Consider the following 19,459-nt stretch of genomic DNA (forward strand, 5'->3'; position numbering starts at 1 on the left):
ATGAACTATCGTCACGCCTATCACGCCGGGAATTTCGCTGATCTGGTCAAGCACGGCCTGTTGCTGTGGCTGCTGGCCCGCATGGCGCGGCACGAGCGTCGCGTGCTGGTGGTGGACACCCATGCAGGCTCCGGGCTGTACGATCTGGGCGAAGGCGCCGTGCGCTCGAAGGAAGCGCAGGCGGGGATCGCCCGGCTGATGAGCGCGGCGCGCCTGCCGAATGAACTGGCGGAGCTGAAGGCCGCCGTGGCGAGCCGCAACGGCGGCGGCGAGACGGTGCGCTGGTATCCTGGTTCCCCCCTGCTGATCGCCGACAGTCTGAGGAAAGGCGACCTCTATGTGGCCTGTGACCTGCGACCCGAGGAGCATGACCTGCTGGCGAAGCGGCTGAAGGGGCGGGATGGCGTGGAGACGCGGCAGGCTGACGGCTACGGGGTGGTGCAGGCCTTAACCGGCGGAGACAGGCGGCGGCTGGTCCTGATCGATCCGCCGTTCGAGCGGCCGGACGACTATGTGCGCTGCGCAGAAACGGCGGGCGCCCTGATGAAGCAGGATCCGGAGACGGTCATCGCGATCTGGCTGCCCATCAAGGATATGGAGACCTTCGACGGGTTCCTGCGGCGGCTGACGGATGCAGGGGTGCAGCGGGCGCTGGTGGCCGAGGTGCGCTTGAGGCCGCTGACCAACCCCATGACGATGAACGGCTGCGCGGTCGTGCTGATCAATCCGCCGGAGAGCGCGCAGGCGGCGGCTCAGGCTGTCTGCGAATGGACCGCCATCGCGCTGGGCGAGCCGGGCGGGCGCGGCGAGGCCTGGTGGACCTAACCGGCGGGGCGGGCCAGATCGACGATGACCGGGCGGTGGTCCGAGCCCGTGGGCGCGCCGAGGCGGCGCTCCGCCACGGTGATGTCAGCGGTGTGATAGACCTGATCGATGGTCATGCGCAGTGGACCGGGAAGAGCCGCAGGCCAGGTGCCGGGCCAGCCGGAGGCATGGATCAAGTCGCCTTCTGATCGCAGCATGCGGCCGATGCGCGCCGTGGCTACGCTGTTGAAGTCGCCGGCCAGAACCACGGGTTCGAGCGCGCCGTCGATGTGAGTCAACAGATTCTGCGTCTGGATGATCTGTCCCCACTGATACTGAAACGGCCACGGGCGGGTCAGGTGGACGCCGACCACGCGGATCGTGCCCAGCGGGGTGTCCGCCACCGCCGAGATCATCTGGCGCTCATTGCCTTCGGTGGACCGGCGCGACAGGGGGTAGCGGGAGGCGATGACCGAGCGCACGGCGTCCTCGCTGCGGACGACGCGCTCGGTGACCTCGCGGTGGGGGTAGCCGGCGAGCAGCATCTCGATGGCCGCGTTGGGGGCTTCGCCGAACTCCACAAGGACAATAATGTCGGCGTCTGCGGCCTCGATGGAGGCGCGCATGGCGGCCACATCCTCGTTCATCGCGTAGAGATTGGCGGCGTAAAGGCGGACCACCGGGCTGTCGGCGGCGGGACCTGGACCACCGGGCGCGACCTGCGGCCAGATCGCCAGCGCGAGAAGCAGGCAAGCCGCCGCGCCGGCCATGGCTGGAACCCACAGGCGCAGCAGCAGGACGACAAGAGTCGCCGCCAGGGTGAGCGGCAGAACAGGCGCGGGAAACTGGGCCAGAATGTCCACCCATCGGTGGCCGATGCCCGACAGGGCGGCCAGGGCGATGGCCAGAGGGCCGAGCGCGGCGAGCGCCAGGATCGCCTGCACCAGCAAATTCATCGAGCTTTGCAACTGAAGATGTTTGATGAACATTCAAGCGTGGCTTGTGAGAGGCGGTCGAAGAGCCGCGCAGGCGAGGGAGGGGCGACCCATGGCGAAACGGACCATCCACGATATCGAGAAGGTCTGGTCCCGTGTCGAGGGGGTACGCAAGCTTTCCGACAGGGTGATCAAGATCGGGCCGTGGGGTGTGGGCATGGATGGCCTGCTGACCTGGATTCCCCTGGTGGGCGGCGCCTACAGTCTCGGCGCCGCGATCCTGCTGTTCACAAGCGGCCTTCAGGCCAAAGCCTCGCCCCGGACCCTGGCCAAGATGGCGGCCTATCTGGTGTTCGACGTGGCCGTAACGGAGATTCCTCTGGCGGGGTCGCTGGTGGACTTCTTTTTCATCGGCCACCAGTTCGCAGGGCGCACTCTCCAGAAGGAGATCGAGGCCACCCACTGGGTGGAGGCCAACGGGCGCGAGGCGAAGGCCAGCGGCGATCATGTGCGACATCTGGCCGACATGCGCGCGGCGGGACGACGCAGGGTCGTCTATCTGCATGACTGATCTTGACCGGACGTAGCCCGCGGTCACAATCCACGAAACACTGAGGACACGCATGGAAGCGGTGATGACGCGCGAGGCTCTGGCCATCGAGCTTGGCAAGACGGGGCAGGGCGACCGCGCCGCGTTCCAGAGGGTGTATGAGGCGACCTCCTCGAAACTATTGGGGGTATGCCTGCGTATCTTGGGCGACAGGGGGCTCGCCGAGGATGTTTTGCAGGACACCTATCTGACAGTCTGGCGCAGGGCCGAAACCTTTGACGCCACCCGCGCCAGCCCCATCACATGGCTGGTGACCATCGCGCGCAACCGCGCGATCGACCGCCTGCGCGCGGCCGGCGCCCGGGTGCAGACCCGCCCGGTGGACGACGCCTTCGAGGTGGAGGACGCCACGCCCCTGGCGTCGGAACAGATCGAGAGCGCGGATGAGGCGCGGCGGCTGAACGGCTGCCTGGAGGAGCTGGACGACAAGGTTGGCGGCGCCATCCGGACCGCTTTCTTTGAAGGCGTGACCTATGACGAATTGTCCCGGCGTCAGGACGTGCCGCTGGGCACCATGAAGAGCTGGATACGGCGAGGGCTTCTCAAGCTGAGGGCGTGTCTGGAACAATGACCGACACCATCGACAAGGACGCCGACGACGTGCTGGCCGGGGAACTGGCCCTGCGGATCCTGCCCGAGGCGGAGGAAGCGACCGCGCGCGACCGGGAACAGCGTGATCCCGAGTTCGCCCGGCGCGTGACGCGCTGGAACGAGGACCTGGCCCGACTGGCGGACGAGATCGCGCCTGTGCGGCCGTCCGACGCCCTGTGGGTGCGCATTGCGGCGGGCGCCTTCGGCGTCGTGGCGGCGAACGACAACGGCCGGGTGGCGTTCTGGCGGCGGTGGGCCATCGGCTCCACCGGGCTGCTGGCGGCTAGCGTGGCCGCGTTGGCGGTGATGGTGGCGCAGCCCGCCCCCGTTCCCGCACCGGTCGCGCCCCAGGGCGGCGTGACCCGGGTGGCGACCCTGACGCTGGAGAACGGCGCGGCGGCGGTGACCCTGGCCTATGACGCGGCCACCGGGCATCTGTTCCTGGCCCCCACCGACGTGATGGAAGGCGATCCGCGGGTGCCCCACCTGTGGCTGGTCAAGCCGGACGGCGGCGTTCAACTGGTGGGCGCGTTCCACCCCACCCAGCCCGCTACGCACAATCTGGACCCGACCCTGGCCTCGGTGGCCGGGCAGGCGATCTCGGTCGCCGTGTCCATGGAAGAGCCGGGCCACACCCCGTCCGCCCAGCCGGATGGACCGGTGGTGGCCCAGGGCGAAATCAGCCAGCTCTGATACCTGCATCCAAGGTCCCGGCGCCGTCGTAACTGAGGTTATCGGCGGCGTCGGAGGCTGGTTCGTCTCCGTTGCTCCAATCTCTGGCCCGTCGATGCGCGGGGAGACCTTACCTGCCCTTCCGCCGGTCTCCCCGCGCTACTTTTCAAGATAATCTTATGTCGATGATAAATATAATCATTGCCGTGTTTGAGAGTGATCGAGCATCCTGGAGGGGCTGAGCTTCGTAACTGAATGTGATTGACAGCAAGTCGGTCGCACTCAGGAGACGAAATCATGAAAAATCTGATCACCAAGGTCGCCGCAGCCGCCATTCTCGCCGGCGCCGCTGCGCCTGCGGTCGCTCTCGACCATCACGGCGGCGGTCACGCCCAGACGCAGACCAGCCAGACCATCGTCGATGTGGCCGTGGGCTCGCCGGATCACACCACCCTGGTCGCCGCCGTCCAGGCCGCCGGCCTCGGCGAGACCCTGTCGGGCGACGGTCCCTTCACCGTTTTCGCGCCCACCAATGACGCCTTCGCCAAGCTGCCTGCCGGGACCGTGGAGACCCTGGTCCAGCCGGCCAACCGCGCCACCCTGACCGCCGTGCTGACCTATCATGTGGTCGCCGGCGAGCTGAAAGCGGCCGACGTTCTGGCGGCCATCGAGGCGGGGGGCGGCAGCGCCGTCCTGACCACCGTGCAGGGCGCCGAACTGACCGCGTCGCTGCAAGGCGGCTCCGTCATCCTGACCGACGCCGCGGGCGGCACGGCGACGGTGACGGCCACGGATCTGGACGCCTCGAACGGCGTGATCCATGTGATCGATACGGTGGTGATGCCGCAGTAAGTCACGGAACTTGCTGCTTTTCTGATCGGGCGGCCAGGTTTTTTCCTGGCCGCCCGCATGAGACTCGCGACGCGAAAAACAGTGCAACTGGAGTGCAAGACTCGAAAAACAGTGTCTGAATTGTCCGAAATCCGGTTTCGGGAGTGCCGCTGGGCAGGTGAGACTCTGAATCGAAAAAACAGTGCAATGAAGTCTCACAGTCCAGCGCTGATTCCTCTCGCTGGACAGGAGTATATCGGCGGCTTGGCGGGGTGGGCGCAAACAGGCGCCAGGGCGCACGGAATCCCTTGAAAATTAACGGATCGAGCGCCGGGAATGCGGCGGCGCGTTGCGTGGCTCGGCGGCCCCGACCGTGCGTATGGATCGCCGGGACAAGCCCGGCGATGACGAGGGTGAAGCGGGTTCAGCGCTTCCCGGCGGGGGGCTGGGCGTAGCCGAGGCGGGCGTTGAGTTTGTCCAGCAGATCAATGGCGCAGTCGGCGATCACCGTGCCGGGGGGATAGACCGCCGCGGCGCCGCTTTCGATCAGGGCGGGGATGTCGCCGGGCGGGATGACGCCACCGACCACGATCATGATGTCGGGACGGCCCAGCTTTTCCAGTTCCGCCTTCAGCTCCGGCACCAGGGTCAGGTGTCCGGCCGCCAGCGATGAGGCGCCGACCACATGGACATTGTTGTCGACGGCCTGTTTCGCGGCCTCGGCGGGGGTCTGGAACAGGGGCCCGGCGTCCACGTCGAAGCCGATGTCGCCATAGGCCGAGGCGATGACCTTCTGGCCCCGGTCGTGGCCGTCCTGACCCAGCTTGGCCACCAGAATGCGCGGCGGGCCGCCGTCGTTCTCCACGAAGGCGGCGACCATGCCGCGGGCGCGGGCCAGTTTCGCATCGGCCCCGGCCTCGGCGGCGTAGACGCCCCTGACCGTCTTCACCTCGGCCACGTGGCGGCCGAAGGCGGCCTCCATGGCGTCGGACATCTCGCCCACGGTGGCGCGGGCGCGGGCGGCGTCGACGCACAGCTCCAGCAGGTTGGCGTTTCCGGCGGCGCCGGACTTCAGGGCGTCCAGCGCGGCCTGACAGCCGGCCTCGTCCCGCTCGGCGCGCAGGCGTTTCAGCTTGTCAATCTGGCGGGCGCGGACGTCGGCGTTGTCCACCTTCAGCACCGGAATGTCGTCGGCCAGGTCGGAGAGGTATTTGTTCACGCCGACGACGGTCTGCTGGCCCGTGTCGATGCGGGCCTGGGTGCGGGCGGCGGCTTCCTCGATGCGCAGCTTGGGGATGCCGGCCTCGATGGCCTTGGCCATGCCGCCGAGCGTCTCCACTTCCTCGATGTGGGCCAGGGCGCGGGCGGCCAGGTCGTAGGTCAGGCGCTCCACATAGTATGAGCCGCCCCACAGGTCGGCGCTGTCGGTCATGCCGGTTTCGCGCTGCAGGAAGATCTGGGTGTTGCGGGCGATGCGGGCCGAGAAGTCGGTGGGCAGGGCCAGGGCTTCGTCCAGGCTGTTGGTGTGCAGGCTCTGGGTTCCGCCGTGGGCGGCGGCCATGGCCTCGACCGCCGTGCGGGCCACATTGTTGAACACGTCCTGGGCCGCGAGGCTCCAGCCCGAGGTCTGGCAGTGGGCGCGCAGGGCCAGGGACTTGGCCGATTTCGGCGCGAACTCGCGCTGGATCAGCGAGGCCCACAGCAGGCGCCCGGCGCGCATCTTGGCCACCTCCATGAAGTGGTTCATGCCGATGGCCCAGAAGAAGCTGAGGCGCGGGGCGAAGGCGTCGATATCCATGCCCGCGGCCACGACCGCGCGGGCGTATTCGACCCCATCGGCCAAGGTGTAGGCCAGCTCCAGGTCCGCCGTCGCTCCGGCTTCCTGCATGTGATAGCCGGAAATGGAGATGGAGTTGAACTTCGGCATCTCGCGCGCGGTGTAGGCGAAGATGTCCGAGATGATCCGCATGGAGGGGGCCGGCGGATAGACGTAGGTGTTGCGGACCATGAACTCCTTGAGGATGTCGTTCTGGATGGTCCCGGTCAGCTTGTCCCGGCTGACGCCCTGTTCCTCGGCGGCGATGATGTAGAGCGCCATGATCGGCAGGACGGCGCCGTTCATGGTCATGGACACCGACATCTGATCCAGCGGAATGCCGTCGAACAGGGTCTGCATGTCGAGGATGGAGTCGATGGCGACGCCCGCCATGCCCACATCGCCCGCCACCCGCGGATGATCGGAATCATAGCCCCGGTGGGTGGCCAGATCGAAGGCGATGGACAGGCCCTTCTGACCGGCCGCCAGATTGCGGCGGTAGAAGGCGTTGGACGCCTCGGCCGTGGAGAAGCCCGCGTACTGGCGGATGGTCCACGGGTTGGTGGCGTACATGGACGGGTAGGGGCCGCGCAGATAGGGCGCGACGCCCGGCAGGCCCTGAACGAAATCGAGCCCTTCGAGGGCGTCGGGGCCATAAGCCGGATCGACGGTGATCTTTTCGGGCGTGGGCCATCCGGCGCCGTCGACGGGGGCGGACGTTCCGGTCTGGTGGAAGGCCAGGGTGGTGAAGTCGGGCAGGCTCATCGGGCCGCCTCCACATGGTCGGACAGGCGGATGGGGGCGATGGGCGTGCAGGCGTCGTCGGGGCCGGCCTGACGCACATCGGGCGCGGCGACCGCATGGGACGGGCGCGGGTCGATGGCCACGGGATCCTCGTCAGCGGGATAGAGGCTGACCCCGAGGATGGGGGCGGAGCCGTCGCGGGTTGCGGCGATCAGGGCCTCGCGGGCCGTGGCCACCTCGTCGGACAGGGCTCCGGACATGAGGGCGGCGGCGAGGCCGCCTTCGGCTTCGATGGCCTGGAAGCGGGCCCAGCCCGCGCGGGCCAGATCGTCGGTCATCTGCTCGAAGAAGAAGGCGCCGCCCGCCGGGTCGGCGACGCGGCCCAGGTGGCTTTCCTCCATGAGGATGAGCTGGGTGTTGCGGGCCTGACGACGGGCCAGGGCATTGTCGCCGCCCAGAGGCGCGGTGAAGGGGTCGAGCACGACGGCCTGGGCGCCGCCCACGGCCCCGGCGAAGGCGGCGGCGGTCAGGCGCAGCAGATTGTTGTGCACGCCCCGGTCCGCCAGCATGCGGGCCGAGGAGCGGAGCTCGATCACGGCGGGTGCGTCCGAACCGCAGGCCCCGGCGATGCGGGCCCAGAGGGCGCGGGCGGCGCGCAGCTTGGCGATCTGCACCGGATAGCGGGCGTCGGCGGACAGGCCCAGCACGATGCGCTTCAAGCCCTCGGTGGGGGTGACGCCGGCGGCCTCCAGCGCGCGCAGATAGGCCACCACGGCGGCGGCCATGACGCCCAGCTCCTGGGCCTCGGTCCCGCCCGCTTCGTGCACGAAGCGGCCTGAGGCGAGGAACAGGGTGGCCCGGGGATAGGCGCCGGCGTGGCGGGCGCCGGCCTGGGCGGCGGCGTTGACATGGGCGGCGACGGGACCGGCGCTGGCGCCTTCAAGGGCGAAGGCGGACACCGGATCAAGATGGAAGGCGAGGGGCGCCTCGGGCGCGCCCTTGGCGAGCACGGCCAGCCAGTTGGCGGCCTCGGCGCCCATGAATCCTGCGTCCAGCGCCACGGGGGCCAGATCCAGCAGGACCCCGTCGAGGGCGCGGGCCAGATCGTCCTGCGAGCCCACGGCCACGCCGGTGTCGCCCGACGGATCGAGGCGCAGCAGCAGCGAGGCCGCGCCGTTGGTCAGGGCGTCGTGGGCCAGGGCGTTGGCGCGGGCGGGCTCGGGATGGTCGACGAGAGTGCGCAGATCCCAGGGGCGGTCGCGGTCGCCGGACAGGCCCGGGCGGGCGTGCAGGACCGCGCGCTCCGGGTCGGCGGCGTAGAGCGGCTGGATCGCCAGACCGTCGGCGGTGCGGCCGATCAGGGTTTCGAAGGGCGCGCCTTTCAGGCCCTTTTCAGCGAGGGCGCGCCAGTCGGCGAGGGACGGGACGGGGAAATCTGGGCTGAGGCTTTTCACGGCGCGAGTGATGGGCCGTGGGCGCCCGGCCCGTCAAGCCGGGCGGAAACAGCGCGTGATAATCCCGCATTTTTCGAGGCCACTTCATTGACGCACAAGGGTTGGGCGCTCGCGAGAGCCCGATTTCGCCGCACGCGTTCGCGGCGCCCGCACACTGACACTCACGACCCATCAAGGAGGCGCGAGCGTGATCCCAGCCGAATCCCAGTCCAGCGCGAGGCTGGACCTGCCCTATCTGCAGGCCGGGCAGATGCAGAAACATGTGACCCTGAACGAGGCCCTGACCCGGCTGGACGCCCTGGTCCAGTGCGCGGTGGTCAGCCGGTCCGTGGCCGCTCAGCCGGCGGCGCCCGACGACGGCGCGCTTTATATAGTGCCGAAGGGCGCGACCGGCGCGGTCTGGTCGGCCATGGCGCCGGGCGGGCTGGCGCGGTTCGAGGCGGGCGGCTGGACGGTGATCGCGCCGCCGCCCGGTCTGCGCGCCTTTGTAGTCGATGAGCAGCGGCTTCTGGTGCTCGGGGACGACGGCTGGACGGATGTGGGCGCCGCGCCTGACCGACTGGATAATCTGCAGGGGCTGGGCGTCGGCACGGCCTCGGATGAAACCAACGCCTTCGCCGCCAGGCTGGACAGCGCCCTTTGGACCGCGCGGTCCGAAGGCGAGGGCGGCACCGGCGATCTGCGCTATGTGCTGAACAAAGAGGGCGGCGCGAAGGTGCTGTCGCTGCTGTTCCAGTCGGGCTGGTCGGGGCGGGCCGAGATCGGGCTGGTCGGCGACGACGATCTGGTGCTGAAGATGTCGCCGGACGGGGAAGCCTGGCGGGAGGCTTTGCGAGTGGATCGTCAGACCGGCCGGCTGGCCTTTCCGGTCATGGACGCGCTGCTGCGGCCGGCGACCCAGGAGGTGCTGACGACCTTCGAAACACCGCCCGCTCGCGCGCGGACGTTCCGGATCGATGACCTGATCAGCGCGCTGGAGGCCGCCGGGGTCTGGGCGCGGCTGGGCGCGCTCTATCTGACCGCGGGCCACGATGAACAGGCGGCGCGCATAAATCTGAAGGCGCCCGGGTCGAACGGCCTGGTCCCCATGAACGGTTCGACCTTCGTGACGAAGACCGGCTACGTCGGCAACGGCGCCTCGGCCTGGCTCGACACGGGGCTGAGCGCGGCGGCGGCGGCGGACGGCGGCCCCTGGCTGGCGGCGGGCGTGTGGCTGGCCGCCAACCCGTCTCCCGGTTCCGGCCAGTTTCTGCTGGGTCCTGTGGCCGGGGCCGAGACGTTGTCGCTGGCCCTCAATCCGTCAACGGGCGGTTTCAGCGCGCGGGTCGGGACCACGACGCTGGCCAATTTCGGCGCCGCGCCGACGGCGAGGGGCCATTTCGCCGTCAGTCGCACCGACGCCTCGCATGTGACCGGCTTCCATAACGGACTGCCGCTCAGCACGCAGGTCAGCGCGTTCACAGGATATGGCGACGGGCATACCGGGCTGCTGCGCCGCTTCAACAGCTATCATGCCGGCACGGTGGCCGCGGCCTGGCTGGGGCAGGGCCTGGAGCCCCACCAGATGTCGGCGCTGCATGACGCCCTCGCGTCCTGCCTGAACGGGGCGGGCTGACATGGAGCAGGAGCATCCGATCCATCCGGCCCCCGAGGGCGACTGGCGCTGGCGGCGCCTCTACACTTACGCCACGACGACCGCGGGGCTGGCGTTGCTGGCGGTTCTGGTCTGGCGGCTGGAGGCGCCGCGCGAGCTGATGTGGGTGGCGACGGCGCTGATCGTGCGCGACGCCTGGCGGGAGACGCTCTACATCGTGGCGCCGTCGGCGCAGGCCATCGTGGCGGGACTGTCCGCCTGGCGAGGCCGGTCATGAAGGCCCCGGACACGCGCGCGCTGCAGGGGATCCTGCGCAGCCTGGGCCTGTACTCCGGCGATCTGGACGGGGTCTGGGGACCGCTGTCGCAGGCCGCGTTCGACGCGCTGGTCGAGGCGTACCGCAGCCGTCACCCCGTTCCAAAGCCGCACCGCCCCATGGGATGGTCGTGGGACCAGTCAGAGGGCGCGCTCTATCTGGACGGCCGGTGGATGGCCCGGGGCTATTCGGGGCGCGGGGAGGGGCGCAACAACCCCGCCAGGGAAGCTGTGCGCGGCGTCGGGCCCATTCCGGCCGGCCGCTGGCGCATCGGCCCGCCGCGCAGCAGCGCCAGGACCGGACCGCACGTCATGGACCTGACGCCCGTCGGCCATGACGCCCATGGCCGCAGCGCCTTCCAGATCCATGGCGATAACGCGGCGGGGGACGCCTCCTCCGGCTGCATCGTCCTGCCCCGGACCTGGCGGGAGATGATCAGCGCAAGTGAGATCCGCATGCTGGAGGTCACGCCATGATCCGGACGTTTCCCGGCCCGAGGTCGGCTACCGGCTGGATCAAGGCGGCGGGGGCCGTCCTGGCGGCCCTGGTTCTGATGTCCGTCGTCGCCCATCAGTGGGACCGGCTGTGGTCATGGCTGCCGTGGTCGGACGCGCGCCGGCTGGAGCGGGTGATCGATCAGCGCGATCGGCTGGCCGCCGAGGCGGACGCCATGCGGGCTCACATCGAGCTCCTGACCCGACAGGCGCGGCGCGTCGAAACCGTCCACCGGCAGGTGATCGACCTGCGAGACCTTACCGATCCTGTCCTTCTTGAAGCCCGGAGCGCCCCTGATGCGTCCATACCGCTTGATTCCGCTCGCGCTGATCGTCTGCGTGAGCATGACCGCCGCCTGTGCGACCTGGCGCCCGGCGCCTGCGCCGATGAAGCCGCCGCCCCCTCCGGCGTTCGCGTTGAAGCCTTGCCCGATCGCGACCCTGGGTGAATCGCCGACCTGGTCGGATCTGGAGGCCGCCTACATTGCGAGGGGACGCCAACTGGTCGAATGCGACCTGGTCAGGCGGCTGCTCGTGGAGACGCTGGAAGAGATGAGGTGAAGGACGCGGCGGCGCCCGGGCGATCGGCAATTTCTGCCGGGACGGCGGCAATATCTGCAGGGCCGGACCCGGAAGCGGCATAATCTGCCGGGCCCGCCGCGTGGTAAATCAACCTATAACGCCATTATTTCATTGAGTTAGACGGTTTCATCAAACGGTCAAACTGGCCCGCGCCTTGCTTCAACTGGTCTGAGCAAAATGCTCCCGGCTGTCAAAATGACGTCGGACACCTTGAAAGAAGGACACCGTGCCATGGCGCTGAACAGCGTTAACACGAACGTGGGCGCAATGATCGCCCTGCAGAACCTCTCCAAAACCAATTCCGAACTGAACACCGTCCAGAACCGGATCAACACCGGTATGAAGGTCAATTCGGCCAAGGACAATGGAGCCATCTGGGCCATCGCCCAGAACCAGCGCGCCGAAATGGGCGCCCTGAATGCCGTCAAGGACAGCCTGCAACGCGGTCAGTCGACCGTCGATGTGGCCATGGCCGCCGGCGAATCCATCTCCGATCTTCTGCTGCAGATGAAGGAGAAGGCCCTGGCCGCCACCGATGAAACCCTGACCACCGCGTCGCGTGACGCCCTGAACGAGGATTTCGAATCGATCCGCGACCAGATCACCTCGGTGATCGATAACGCCAAGTTCAACGGCGCCAACCTGCTGGATGGTTCGCTGACCGGCGGCTACAAGGCCCTGGCCTCGGCCGATGGCACCTCGACCATCGACGTGGACGGTGAAGACATGAGCCTCAGCGGCTCGATCGTCACCCTCGGCGCCGGCGACGGCATCGGCAGCGTCTCTGACGCCACTGACGCCCTGGCCGCCGTCGACGCCTCCATCGCCAACGTGTCGGCCGCCCTGGCCCGCATGGGCACCAGCTCCAAGGCCCTGGGCACCCACCTGACTTTCGTGGGCAAGCTGCAGGACAGCCTCGAAGCCGGTGTCGGCAATCTGGTGGACGCCGACCTGGCCAAGGAGAGCGCCCGACTCACCGCTCTGCAGACCAAGCAACAGCTGGGTGTGCAGGCGCTGTCGATCGCCAACTCCTCCACTTCCATGCTGCTGGGACTGTTCCGCTAATCCAGGAACGGGGAGGGAGCGTCCACGGACGCTCCCTCCGTCTTCCCGCCAATCGGGAGGCGCCGGCCTGACGACCGGCGAAATGAGGGATGGATGCGAATGCCAAAGTGACCCGCGTTGCGCTGCCCGCTGTCGCCGCCCTGTCGTCTTCCGCAGGCGGAGATTTTTCGGATTCCAGCCAGTCGCAGGAGGCCGAACGCATTGCACGGTATCGGCTGGTGATCGAGGAGGGCGCCGCCAAGGGGGCGTTCATTTACAAGATCCTGGACCGCGAAACCGGAGAGGTCGTCCGCCAGCTTCCCCGCGAGGAAGTGGCGAAACTGGGCGCCCGATCCAGCTACACCGCAGGCGCGGTCATAGACACCACGGCCTGATCGGCCCACGGCGTCCCGGAGAGTGGAACCGCCCGACCCCAGGTCGAGGCGGCGAATGTGGTTAGCGGGCGTTAACCATACGCTCACGACTCGGTCGATAGCTTCCCCCTAGAAATCCTCGGGGGACGAAGACCCAATGACCAGCAGCGTTCATACCAACACCTCGGCTCTGATTGCGCTTCAGAACCTGAACCTGACGAACCAGCGGCTCGAAGCCGTGCAGGGCAGGGTGAACACCGGCCTCAAGGTTCAGGGCGCAAAGGACAACGCCTCCGTATGGGCGATCGCCCAGGGGCAGCGAGCCGACATGGGCGCGCTGAGCGCTGTTCAGATGAGCCTGGACCGGGCCACCTCCGTGGCCGATGTGGCGCTCTCGGCAGGCGAGACCATTTCGGACCTGCTGAACCAGTTGAAAGAGAAGGTCGTCGCCGCCAATGACGAATCGCTCAAGACGCAGTCCCGGGAACTTCTGAACGACGACTTCCAGGCGCTGCTGCGGTCCATCAGCCAGGCGGTGCAGAACGCCGAGTTCGACGGCGCCAACCTGCTGGACGGATCCCTGAGCGCCGGCGTGCGCTTCCTGGCCAACGCCGAGGCCGACGCCTTCGTGACCCTGAGCACGCGCAACCTGTCGCTGGGCGGAGGCGTCATCGACCTCACCCTCAGCTCCAACCTGCTGACCATGTCGGATGCGGCCGCCGCCCTGACGGACCTGAACGCATCCATCTCCCAGGTGAACTCCGCCCTGGGCGCGCTGGGGTCCCAGGCCAAGCAGATCGAGGCGCACAACGGTTTCGTCTCCCGTCTTATGGATACGCTGGAATCGGGCATCGGCAATCTGGTGGACGCTGACCTGGCCAAGGAAAGCGCGCGGCTGACGGCCTTGCAGGTTCAGCAGCAGCTGGGCGTGCAGGCCCTGTCCATCGCCAACCAGGCGCCGCAGGTGATCCTGTCCCTGTTCCGCGGCGGTTAAGGACGATTATCCCGACCGCTTAGGGATTTCTTACCCCTGCTGCTGCAAAAATAGGGGCGGAGCGTCCCATGATCGACAACAGCTATCTGCTAGGTCTGTTCGGACAGTCGACCACATTGGGCGGCGGGAGCGCCGTACGCGCGCCGCGGGTCAAGACCCAGCCGACACCGCCCTGGGATTCCACGCGCCAGCCCGCGCAAAGCGACCTTCTCCGTGCCGCCCTGGCGGGCCGAAGCCTGATCGACGGTCAGGCCGCGCGACTGGATCTGCCCGGCGCTTCGGCGGATTACGGCAAGCTCTTCTCGCTCTATCAGGGCTTGGCGTCGCTGGCCGCCATGGCGGACCGGGCCGGGACCAAGGGGGTTGCGAGCACGGAACTGTCCCTGCTGAACAAGCGGTTCGAGGCAGGGTTGAACGAGGTTTCAGGGTGGCTGTCGCAGGCCGGTTTTGACGCCTTCAACCTTGTGCAGGGCACCTCCTCGTCCTTGTCCAAGAGCACGGCCGCGGTGGCGCGGGACACCTCGAAGTCCCTGACCGGCGTGATCCATGAGGGCGCCGTGACCGACCCGGTGGCGGCGTTCCAGGGCGCGGTGCAGTTCCGGATCACCGTGGGGAAGCTGGAGCAGACGGTTCAGGTCGACATCGATCTGGACGAGATGGGCGCGCAGACCCGCAGCCTGACCAACGTCCTCGGCTTCATCAACGGCAAGCTGGAAGACGCGGGGGTTCAGGCCCGCATTGGTCGGGAGATGATTCCCGCCGAGGAACGCTCGATCAAGGTCGGCGACAAGACCGTGGCGCTGCCCAATGGTCCCGACCGATGGGCCCTGCTGGTGCGCGGTTCCTCGGTGGAAACGTTGCAGTTTTCGGCTCCTGATACGGCTGACGCGGTCTATGTGACCCAGGGCACGGGCAGCGGGAACCAGCTGTTGAAATTCACCGACGGCGCCGTGCCCAGCGGCGCGGGGATCGGCGAAACGCACTGGGTGGACGGTCGTCTCGCCCAGGACGGGCTGCCGTCTGGCATCAGCGCCATTCGCGCCTCCGCAACCGACGCGGATGGAAACGTCTGGATGGTGGCGGACCTGTCCGAGGGGCTGGGCAACCAGCCCATCAAGGGAACCAGCGACGTCGCCCTGATGAAGTTCGATTCCGCGGGGCGTCTGGTGTTCAGCCGGGCGCTGGGCGCCGCCGATCAGGCGTCGGGCTACGCCCTGGCGATTTCCGGGGACGGCCGCGTGGCGGTGGCGGGATCGGTGACCGGGGCGCTGGACAACGGCGCCGCCGGCGCGAACCGCGGCCTGTCGGACAGCTTCGTCACGGTCTTCAACCTCAAGGGCGAGGAGCAGTGGACCCAGCGCCGCGGCGCAAGTGCTGCGGACGAGGCCACGGCGGTCACCTTCGGCCAGGACGGCACAGTCTATGTGGCCGGGCGAGCCCAGTCGGCCATGATCGGGGCATCGGCTCAAGGCGGGTGGGACGGCTATCTTCAGGCCTTCAGCCAGCACCAGGCCTATCCCACCGCGCCGATCACCGGTGGTCTGCAGTTCACCACCCAGTTCGGGACGGCGGGCGAGGACTCCGTCGCTTCCATCGCCGTGGACGGGAACAATCTTTATACCGCCGGCGTGGAGAACGGCCGGGCGGTGGTCCGGCACTACGAGTTGAACGGCTCAGGCCAGCCGACCCTGCTCGGCATGCGTGATCTGGGCGCCATGTCCGGCGAGATCGCCGGAATTGCGGTGTCGAACGGGCGGGTGATCGTGGCGGGTACGACGCGCAACGACGCGCTCGCCGCAGGGGCGGCGGTGAATACGGGACACTCCGGGGGCACGGACGCCTTTGTCCTGTCCATGGACGGCGACCTGGCCGCTGCGGGCGACCGGCTGACGTTCCATGGCGGGGCCGGAGACGATACGGTGGCGGACGTGAAGGTCCATGACGGCAAGGTCTGGATCACCGGCGTGGCGGACCGGCCGCTGGGCGGCCTGCCCGATGACCCCCGGATGGCCTATCTGTCGCGCATCGATCCGGACACCGGAGCGGTGGAATGGAGCCGCACCTGGAAAGGGGCGGGCGACCAGGCCGTGACCGGCACAATCGCCGTGGCCTCAGGCGGAGCGAGCGTTCTGGATCGACTGGGGCTGCCTACCGGCGTGATCGCGCAGGGGGACTCCAAGCAACTGACAGCCGCCACCTCATTGCGGGTCGGCGATCGTTTCTATGTGGTGGACTCCAATGGACGATCCCGCGCCGTCACCATCGAGGCCCGGGACACGCTGCAGACCCTGGCGCGGAAGATCGAGCAGGCGTCCAATATGCAGCTGAGGGTCACGGTTGCTTCCGAAGGCGGCGAGGTGAGCGGCAAGGATGGGGAGACGACCCTGACCATGGGCGGCTTCCAGCGCCTGTCGATCCAGGCCCGCGACGGGCGCGAGGGCGCCGTTCTGAGGGCCGGCGAGTCGGGGCGCGACGCCCTGGCCGGCTTGGGTCTGAGCCCTGGCTTCGTGGGCAAGACAAGCGGGGCCGACACCCGAAAGACCTATGGCATCCAGCTGCCTGGCAATCTGAACCTGTCGGGCGTAGAGGCGGCCAACAAGGCCGGCGAGGCCCTGCTGGCCGCGATGAAGGTCGTACGCGACGCCTATCGGGACCTGTCGCCCCAGAACGCCGTCAAGAAGCCGGTCGGGCAGGCGCCCGCCTATATGACGGCCCGCATCGCCAATTATCAGGCCGCCCTGGACCGTCTGATGGGGCGATAGGGGAAAACCCTCCTTCCCCTTCGCTTGGCGGTTGACGTCGCGCCCGCGCCGGGGGTTATTGCCCCGATTACTCGCGCGAGAGGCTCATGGCGTTGCCCAACGACAACCGCATCATTCTGGCCCTTGGCGCCGTGCTGGCCGTGGTTGCGGCCGTGGTCATCGCCCTGATCTTCACCAGCCGCGGCGGCGATGACGGCCCCACGACCCCCGAGGACCGGGCGGGCCTGCAACTGGATGTGACCGAGGCCCCGGATCTGGAGCCCACGCGCGAGTTGCGCTGTTTCGTCAACGGACAGTTCGTGGGCATGGCGACTTTGGCCGACTGCGCCCGCCAGAACGGCGTGGCCACCGAGGCGCTGGATGTGGGACTGGACGAGACGGGCGCCCTGGCCGCCGCGCCGACCGCGGTGTTCGCGCCGCCGCCGGACGAGCCGCCGCTGGATCTGACGGAGCTTGCGGGCGTCAATCCGCCGGAAGCGACCCCCGTGAGCCCGACCCCCGGACCGCCGCCGGTTCAGCAGACGGGAGCCGCCTGTCTGCGCCACGTGGGCGGCGAGTGGCGCCAACTGTCGGCCGGCATGAGTCAGGGCGCCTGTGTGCAGGCGTTGTTTGCAGGAACCTGCGTGCGGCCCGGCGACGCCCAGTACGGCCGCTGGGGCGACCTGACCCTTCGTCTGGTGCCGCGCCGGGTGGAGCAGTCCCAGGACAACAGCCGCTTCCGGACCCTGGCCGAACAGGACCGCAACTGTCAGTTTCCGGGGCTTCGCTGATGAGAGGCCTGATCGTTTCAGTCGTCTGCATGGCGGTGGCCGGTCTGGCGGCCTGCTCCAGCAGCACTCGCGCGCCGCAAGGGCCGGGCGTCTGCTATCACGTGGTGCGTGACGGCGAGGAGGTGCGTTTCAATGTGCTGGCCGAGGATGTGGAATCCATCGAGTTCTGCGCGGCGCGTCTGGAAGAGATGCGTCTGAACTTCCTGCGGATGGGCGGATCGACGCGGGAGATCGCCGGCGCCTATCAGGGACAGTTCATCTTCATCGAGCGGGCCGGGGTCTATTTCGGCCAGACGCTGGAGGGCGGACGCTTTTTCGCCCTCGCGCGCACGGGCGACGGACGCCTCGCCATACCGGGCGCCATCCAGCGCACGCCGGCGCCGGAAACAGCGGATTGACGTCACGCATACGGCGTGAACAATATGTGAACATGGCTTCCGGCCGGGCGCTTCGGCCTGGTCGGGGAGGCCTTAATGAACAAGGAAAAGCGTGATGGCGGGCAGCGTCAACAAGGTCATTCTGGTGGGCAATCTGGGACGTGATCCCGAAATCCGCACCCTGAACTCGGGCGAGAAGGTCGCGAACCTGTCTCTGGCCACATCCGAACAATGGCGGGACAAGGCCTCCGGAGAGCGCAAGGAAAAGACCGAGTGGCACCGGGTGGTGATCTTCAACGAGAATATCGTGCGGGTCGTCGAGAACTATCTCAAGAAGGGCTCCACCATCTATGTGGAAGGCTCGCTCCAGACGCGCAAATGGACCGACCAGCAGGGCGTGGAGAAATACTCCACCGAGGTGGTCCTGCAGAAATTCCGCGGCGAACTGACCATGCTGGGCGGTCGCAGCGAGGGCGGCGGGTCCGGTCCGCGCGACGACGACGGCTATTCCTCGGGCTTCTCCACCGGCGGCGCCAACAAGCCGTCCGGTCCCAAGGAAAGCTATGACCTGAACGACGACATCCCCTTCTAGGACATCACGGCTCGTCCCCGGGGCGGTTCAGCCGGACCCGGGGACGCGCGTGAGGACGTGACGACCTCAGGCGGTAGCGGAAGAAAATAATTTGTGAGGCGCGCGACTGGCGACCTCGTGGCAAGAGCAGCCCGTGACCCAGTCCCGTTCCGCCCTTGCTCCCGCCGAGATTGCGGCCATCGTCGCCATTGTGGTGATCTGGGGCGTCAACAACGCCGCTGTGAAGATCTCAACCGAGAGCTTGCCGCCGCTGCTGACCGGGGCGCTGCGGTTTGGCCTGGCGGCCCTGTGTCTGGCCTGGTTCGTGCGTCCGCCTTTTCCGAACGGAAAGAGTCTGGCGCTGCTGGTTTTGCTGGGCGGGCCGATCCATTTCGCCCTCATCTATCTGGGCTTCTCCATGGCCCACGACGTCACGCCCCTGTCGGTCAGCCTGCAACTATGGATTCCCATGACCGCGCTGTTCGCCTTCCTGCTGCTGGGGGAACGCATCAGCGTGCCGGCGGTGCTGGGCATGCTGATCGCCTTTTTCGGCATCGCCTGGATGGTTCTGGACGCCCATGCCTTCGTGGACCTTCCGGCCATCATGATCGGGGTCGGGGCCAGCGTGGCGTGGGCCCTGACAACCGTCATCGCGCGCCGGACGCGGGCCGTTTCGCCGATGAAGATGCAGGGTTTGCTGGCCATGGTCACCTTCCCGGTCCTGCTGCTGGGCTCCCTGACGTTCGAGACCGGGCAGGTGGCGGCCATGCAGGAAGCGCCCCCGCTGGCCTGGGGCGCGGTGGCGTTCAGCGCCCTGATGTCCACGGTCGTCGCCACAGGGCTGGTGTTCTGGCTTGTCCAGCGGCGAGAGGCCGGGCGGGTGACGCCCTATCTGCTGGCGACGCCGGTAGTCTCAATGCTGGTGGGCTGGGGCCTCATGGATGACGTCCTGACCCCGCAGATCCTGACGGGCGCTGCGCTGACGCTGATCGGCGTGGCCATTGTGGCCCTGGCCGAACGCGGACTTGGGGGGGGGGGGGGGGGGGGAGGGGCGGGGGGGGAGGGGGGAAAAAAAAAAAAAAAGAAAAGAAGAAAGAAGAAGAGAACGCACGGCGCACAAACAA

The 19,459-nt window shown here is 68.0% G+C and carries 20 protein-coding genes; 17 read left to right on the forward strand and 3 right to left on the reverse strand.

Going from position 1 to position 19,459, the window contains the following annotated elements:
* A complete protein-coding gene (rlmJ, locus tag ACK4FB_RS02755) occupies positions 1-825 on the forward strand; it encodes a 23S rRNA (adenine(2030)-N(6))-methyltransferase RlmJ (protein ID WP_409747589.1) in 825 nt (274 codons plus the stop codon).
* On the opposite strand, the gene ACK4FB_RS02760 is transcribed toward rlmJ, so the two are convergent.
* Positions 822-1,793: an endonuclease/exonuclease/phosphatase family protein gene (locus ACK4FB_RS02760; protein WP_409747591.1), complete on the reverse strand. Its 972-nt coding sequence runs from the start codon at positions 1,791-1,793 to the stop codon at positions 822-824. The genes rlmJ and ACK4FB_RS02760 overlap by 4 nt on opposite strands.
* 58 nt (positions 1,794-1,851) lie before the next feature.
* Between ACK4FB_RS02760 and ACK4FB_RS02765 the strand changes: the two genes are divergently transcribed.
* The 4 genes from ACK4FB_RS02765 (at position 1,852) to ACK4FB_RS02780 (ending at position 4,464) form a co-directional block, all read left to right on the forward strand.
* A complete protein-coding gene (locus ACK4FB_RS02765) occupies positions 1,852-2,310 on the forward strand; it encodes a DUF4112 domain-containing protein (protein WP_409747593.1) in 459 nt (152 codons plus the stop codon).
* A gap of 64 nt (positions 2,311-2,374) precedes the next feature.
* On the forward strand, positions 2,375-2,920 hold the full coding sequence (locus ACK4FB_RS02770) for a sigma-70 family RNA polymerase sigma factor (RefSeq protein WP_409747595.1): 546 nt from the start codon (positions 2,375-2,377) through the stop codon (positions 2,918-2,920).
* Positions 2,917-3,633 (forward strand): anti-sigma factor domain-containing protein, encoded by a 717-nt coding sequence (locus ACK4FB_RS02775; protein ID WP_409747597.1) that lies wholly within the window; start codon positions 2,917-2,919, stop codon positions 3,631-3,633. Before ACK4FB_RS02770 ends, ACK4FB_RS02775 begins: the two co-directional genes overlap by 4 nt.
* A 276-nt stretch (positions 3,634-3,909) precedes the next feature.
* Positions 3,910-4,464, forward strand: a complete 555-nt coding sequence (locus tag ACK4FB_RS02780) for a fasciclin domain-containing protein (protein WP_409747599.1) — start codon at positions 3,910-3,912, stop codon at positions 4,462-4,464.
* Between the two features lie 403 nt (positions 4,465-4,867).
* Here ACK4FB_RS02780 and scpA read toward each other — a convergent pair whose 3' ends face one another.
* Entirely contained in the window at positions 4,868-7,024 is a 2,157-nt protein-coding gene (scpA, locus tag ACK4FB_RS02785; RefSeq protein WP_409747601.1) for a methylmalonyl-CoA mutase, read from the reverse strand.
* Positions 7,021-8,457, reverse strand: coding sequence for a methylmalonyl-CoA mutase family protein (locus tag ACK4FB_RS02790; protein ID WP_409747603.1), 1,437 nt, complete (start codon positions 8,455-8,457; stop codon positions 7,021-7,023). Before ACK4FB_RS02790 ends, scpA begins: the two co-directional genes overlap by 4 nt.
* Positions 8,458-8,644: 187 nt before the next feature.
* On the opposite strand from ACK4FB_RS02790, the gene ACK4FB_RS02795 reads away from it, so the two are divergent.
* From ACK4FB_RS02795 to ACK4FB_RS02850, 12 genes are all read left to right on the forward strand, one after another.
* Positions 8,645-10,072 carry a DUF2793 domain-containing protein gene (locus ACK4FB_RS02795; protein WP_409747604.1) on the forward strand — a complete coding sequence of 476 codons (1,428 nt, stop codon included), beginning with the start codon at positions 8,645-8,647 and terminating at the stop codon, positions 10,070-10,072.
* A 1-nt stretch (position 10,073) separates the two neighbouring features.
* Positions 10,074-10,328, forward strand: a complete 255-nt coding sequence (locus ACK4FB_RS02800; protein ID WP_409747606.1) for a hypothetical protein — start codon at positions 10,074-10,076, stop codon at positions 10,326-10,328.
* Positions 10,325-10,843 carry a tlde1 domain-containing protein gene (locus ACK4FB_RS02805; RefSeq protein WP_409747608.1) on the forward strand — a complete coding sequence of 173 codons (519 nt, stop codon included), beginning with the start codon at positions 10,325-10,327 and terminating at the stop codon, positions 10,841-10,843. The genes ACK4FB_RS02800 and ACK4FB_RS02805 overlap by 4 nt, the downstream gene beginning before the upstream one ends.
* Positions 10,840-11,310 carry a hypothetical protein gene (locus tag ACK4FB_RS02810; RefSeq protein WP_409747610.1) on the forward strand — a complete coding sequence of 157 codons (471 nt, stop codon included), beginning with the start codon at positions 10,840-10,842 and terminating at the stop codon, positions 11,308-11,310. Before ACK4FB_RS02805 ends, ACK4FB_RS02810 begins: the two co-directional genes overlap by 4 nt.
* Before the next feature lie 364 nt (positions 11,311-11,674).
* Entirely contained in the window at positions 11,675-12,508 is an 834-nt protein-coding gene (locus tag ACK4FB_RS02815; RefSeq protein ID WP_409747612.1) for a flagellin, read from the forward strand.
* Positions 12,509-12,615: 107 nt separating this feature from the next.
* Entirely contained in the window at positions 12,616-12,882 is a 267-nt protein-coding gene (locus ACK4FB_RS02820) for a flagellar protein FlaG (protein ID WP_409747614.1), read from the forward strand.
* Positions 12,883-13,018: 136 nt separating this feature from the next.
* Positions 13,019-13,855: a flagellin gene (locus tag ACK4FB_RS02825; protein ID WP_409747616.1), complete on the forward strand. Its 837-nt coding sequence runs from the start codon at positions 13,019-13,021 to the stop codon at positions 13,853-13,855.
* Between the two features lie 68 nt (positions 13,856-13,923).
* Positions 13,924-16,617, forward strand: coding sequence for a transcriptional regulator (locus tag ACK4FB_RS02830; RefSeq protein ID WP_409747617.1), 2,694 nt, complete (start codon positions 13,924-13,926; stop codon positions 16,615-16,617).
* An 86-nt stretch (positions 16,618-16,703) separates the two neighbouring features.
* Positions 16,704-17,387, forward strand: a complete 684-nt coding sequence (locus ACK4FB_RS02835; RefSeq protein ID WP_409747619.1) for a hypothetical protein — start codon at positions 16,704-16,706, stop codon at positions 17,385-17,387.
* The gene (locus tag ACK4FB_RS02840) at positions 17,387-17,785 is read left to right on the forward strand and encodes a hypothetical protein (protein WP_409747621.1); all 399 of its coding nucleotides are present in this window, start codon (positions 17,387-17,389) and stop codon (positions 17,783-17,785) included. The genes ACK4FB_RS02835 and ACK4FB_RS02840 overlap by 1 nt, the downstream gene beginning before the upstream one ends.
* 94 nt (positions 17,786-17,879) lie before the next feature.
* Positions 17,880-18,356, forward strand: coding sequence for a single-stranded DNA-binding protein (ssb, locus tag ACK4FB_RS02845; protein WP_409747623.1), 477 nt, complete (start codon positions 17,880-17,882; stop codon positions 18,354-18,356).
* A 133-nt stretch (positions 18,357-18,489) separates the two neighbouring features.
* A partial coding sequence (locus tag ACK4FB_RS02850) for a DMT family transporter (protein WP_409747625.1) occupies positions 18,490-19,459 on the forward strand: 970 nt, incomplete at its 3' end.

The sequence above is a fragment of the Brevundimonas sp. genome (assembly GCF_046299535.1).
In the GTDB taxonomy this organism is placed as follows: Bacteria; Pseudomonadota; Alphaproteobacteria; order Caulobacterales; family Caulobacteraceae; genus Brevundimonas.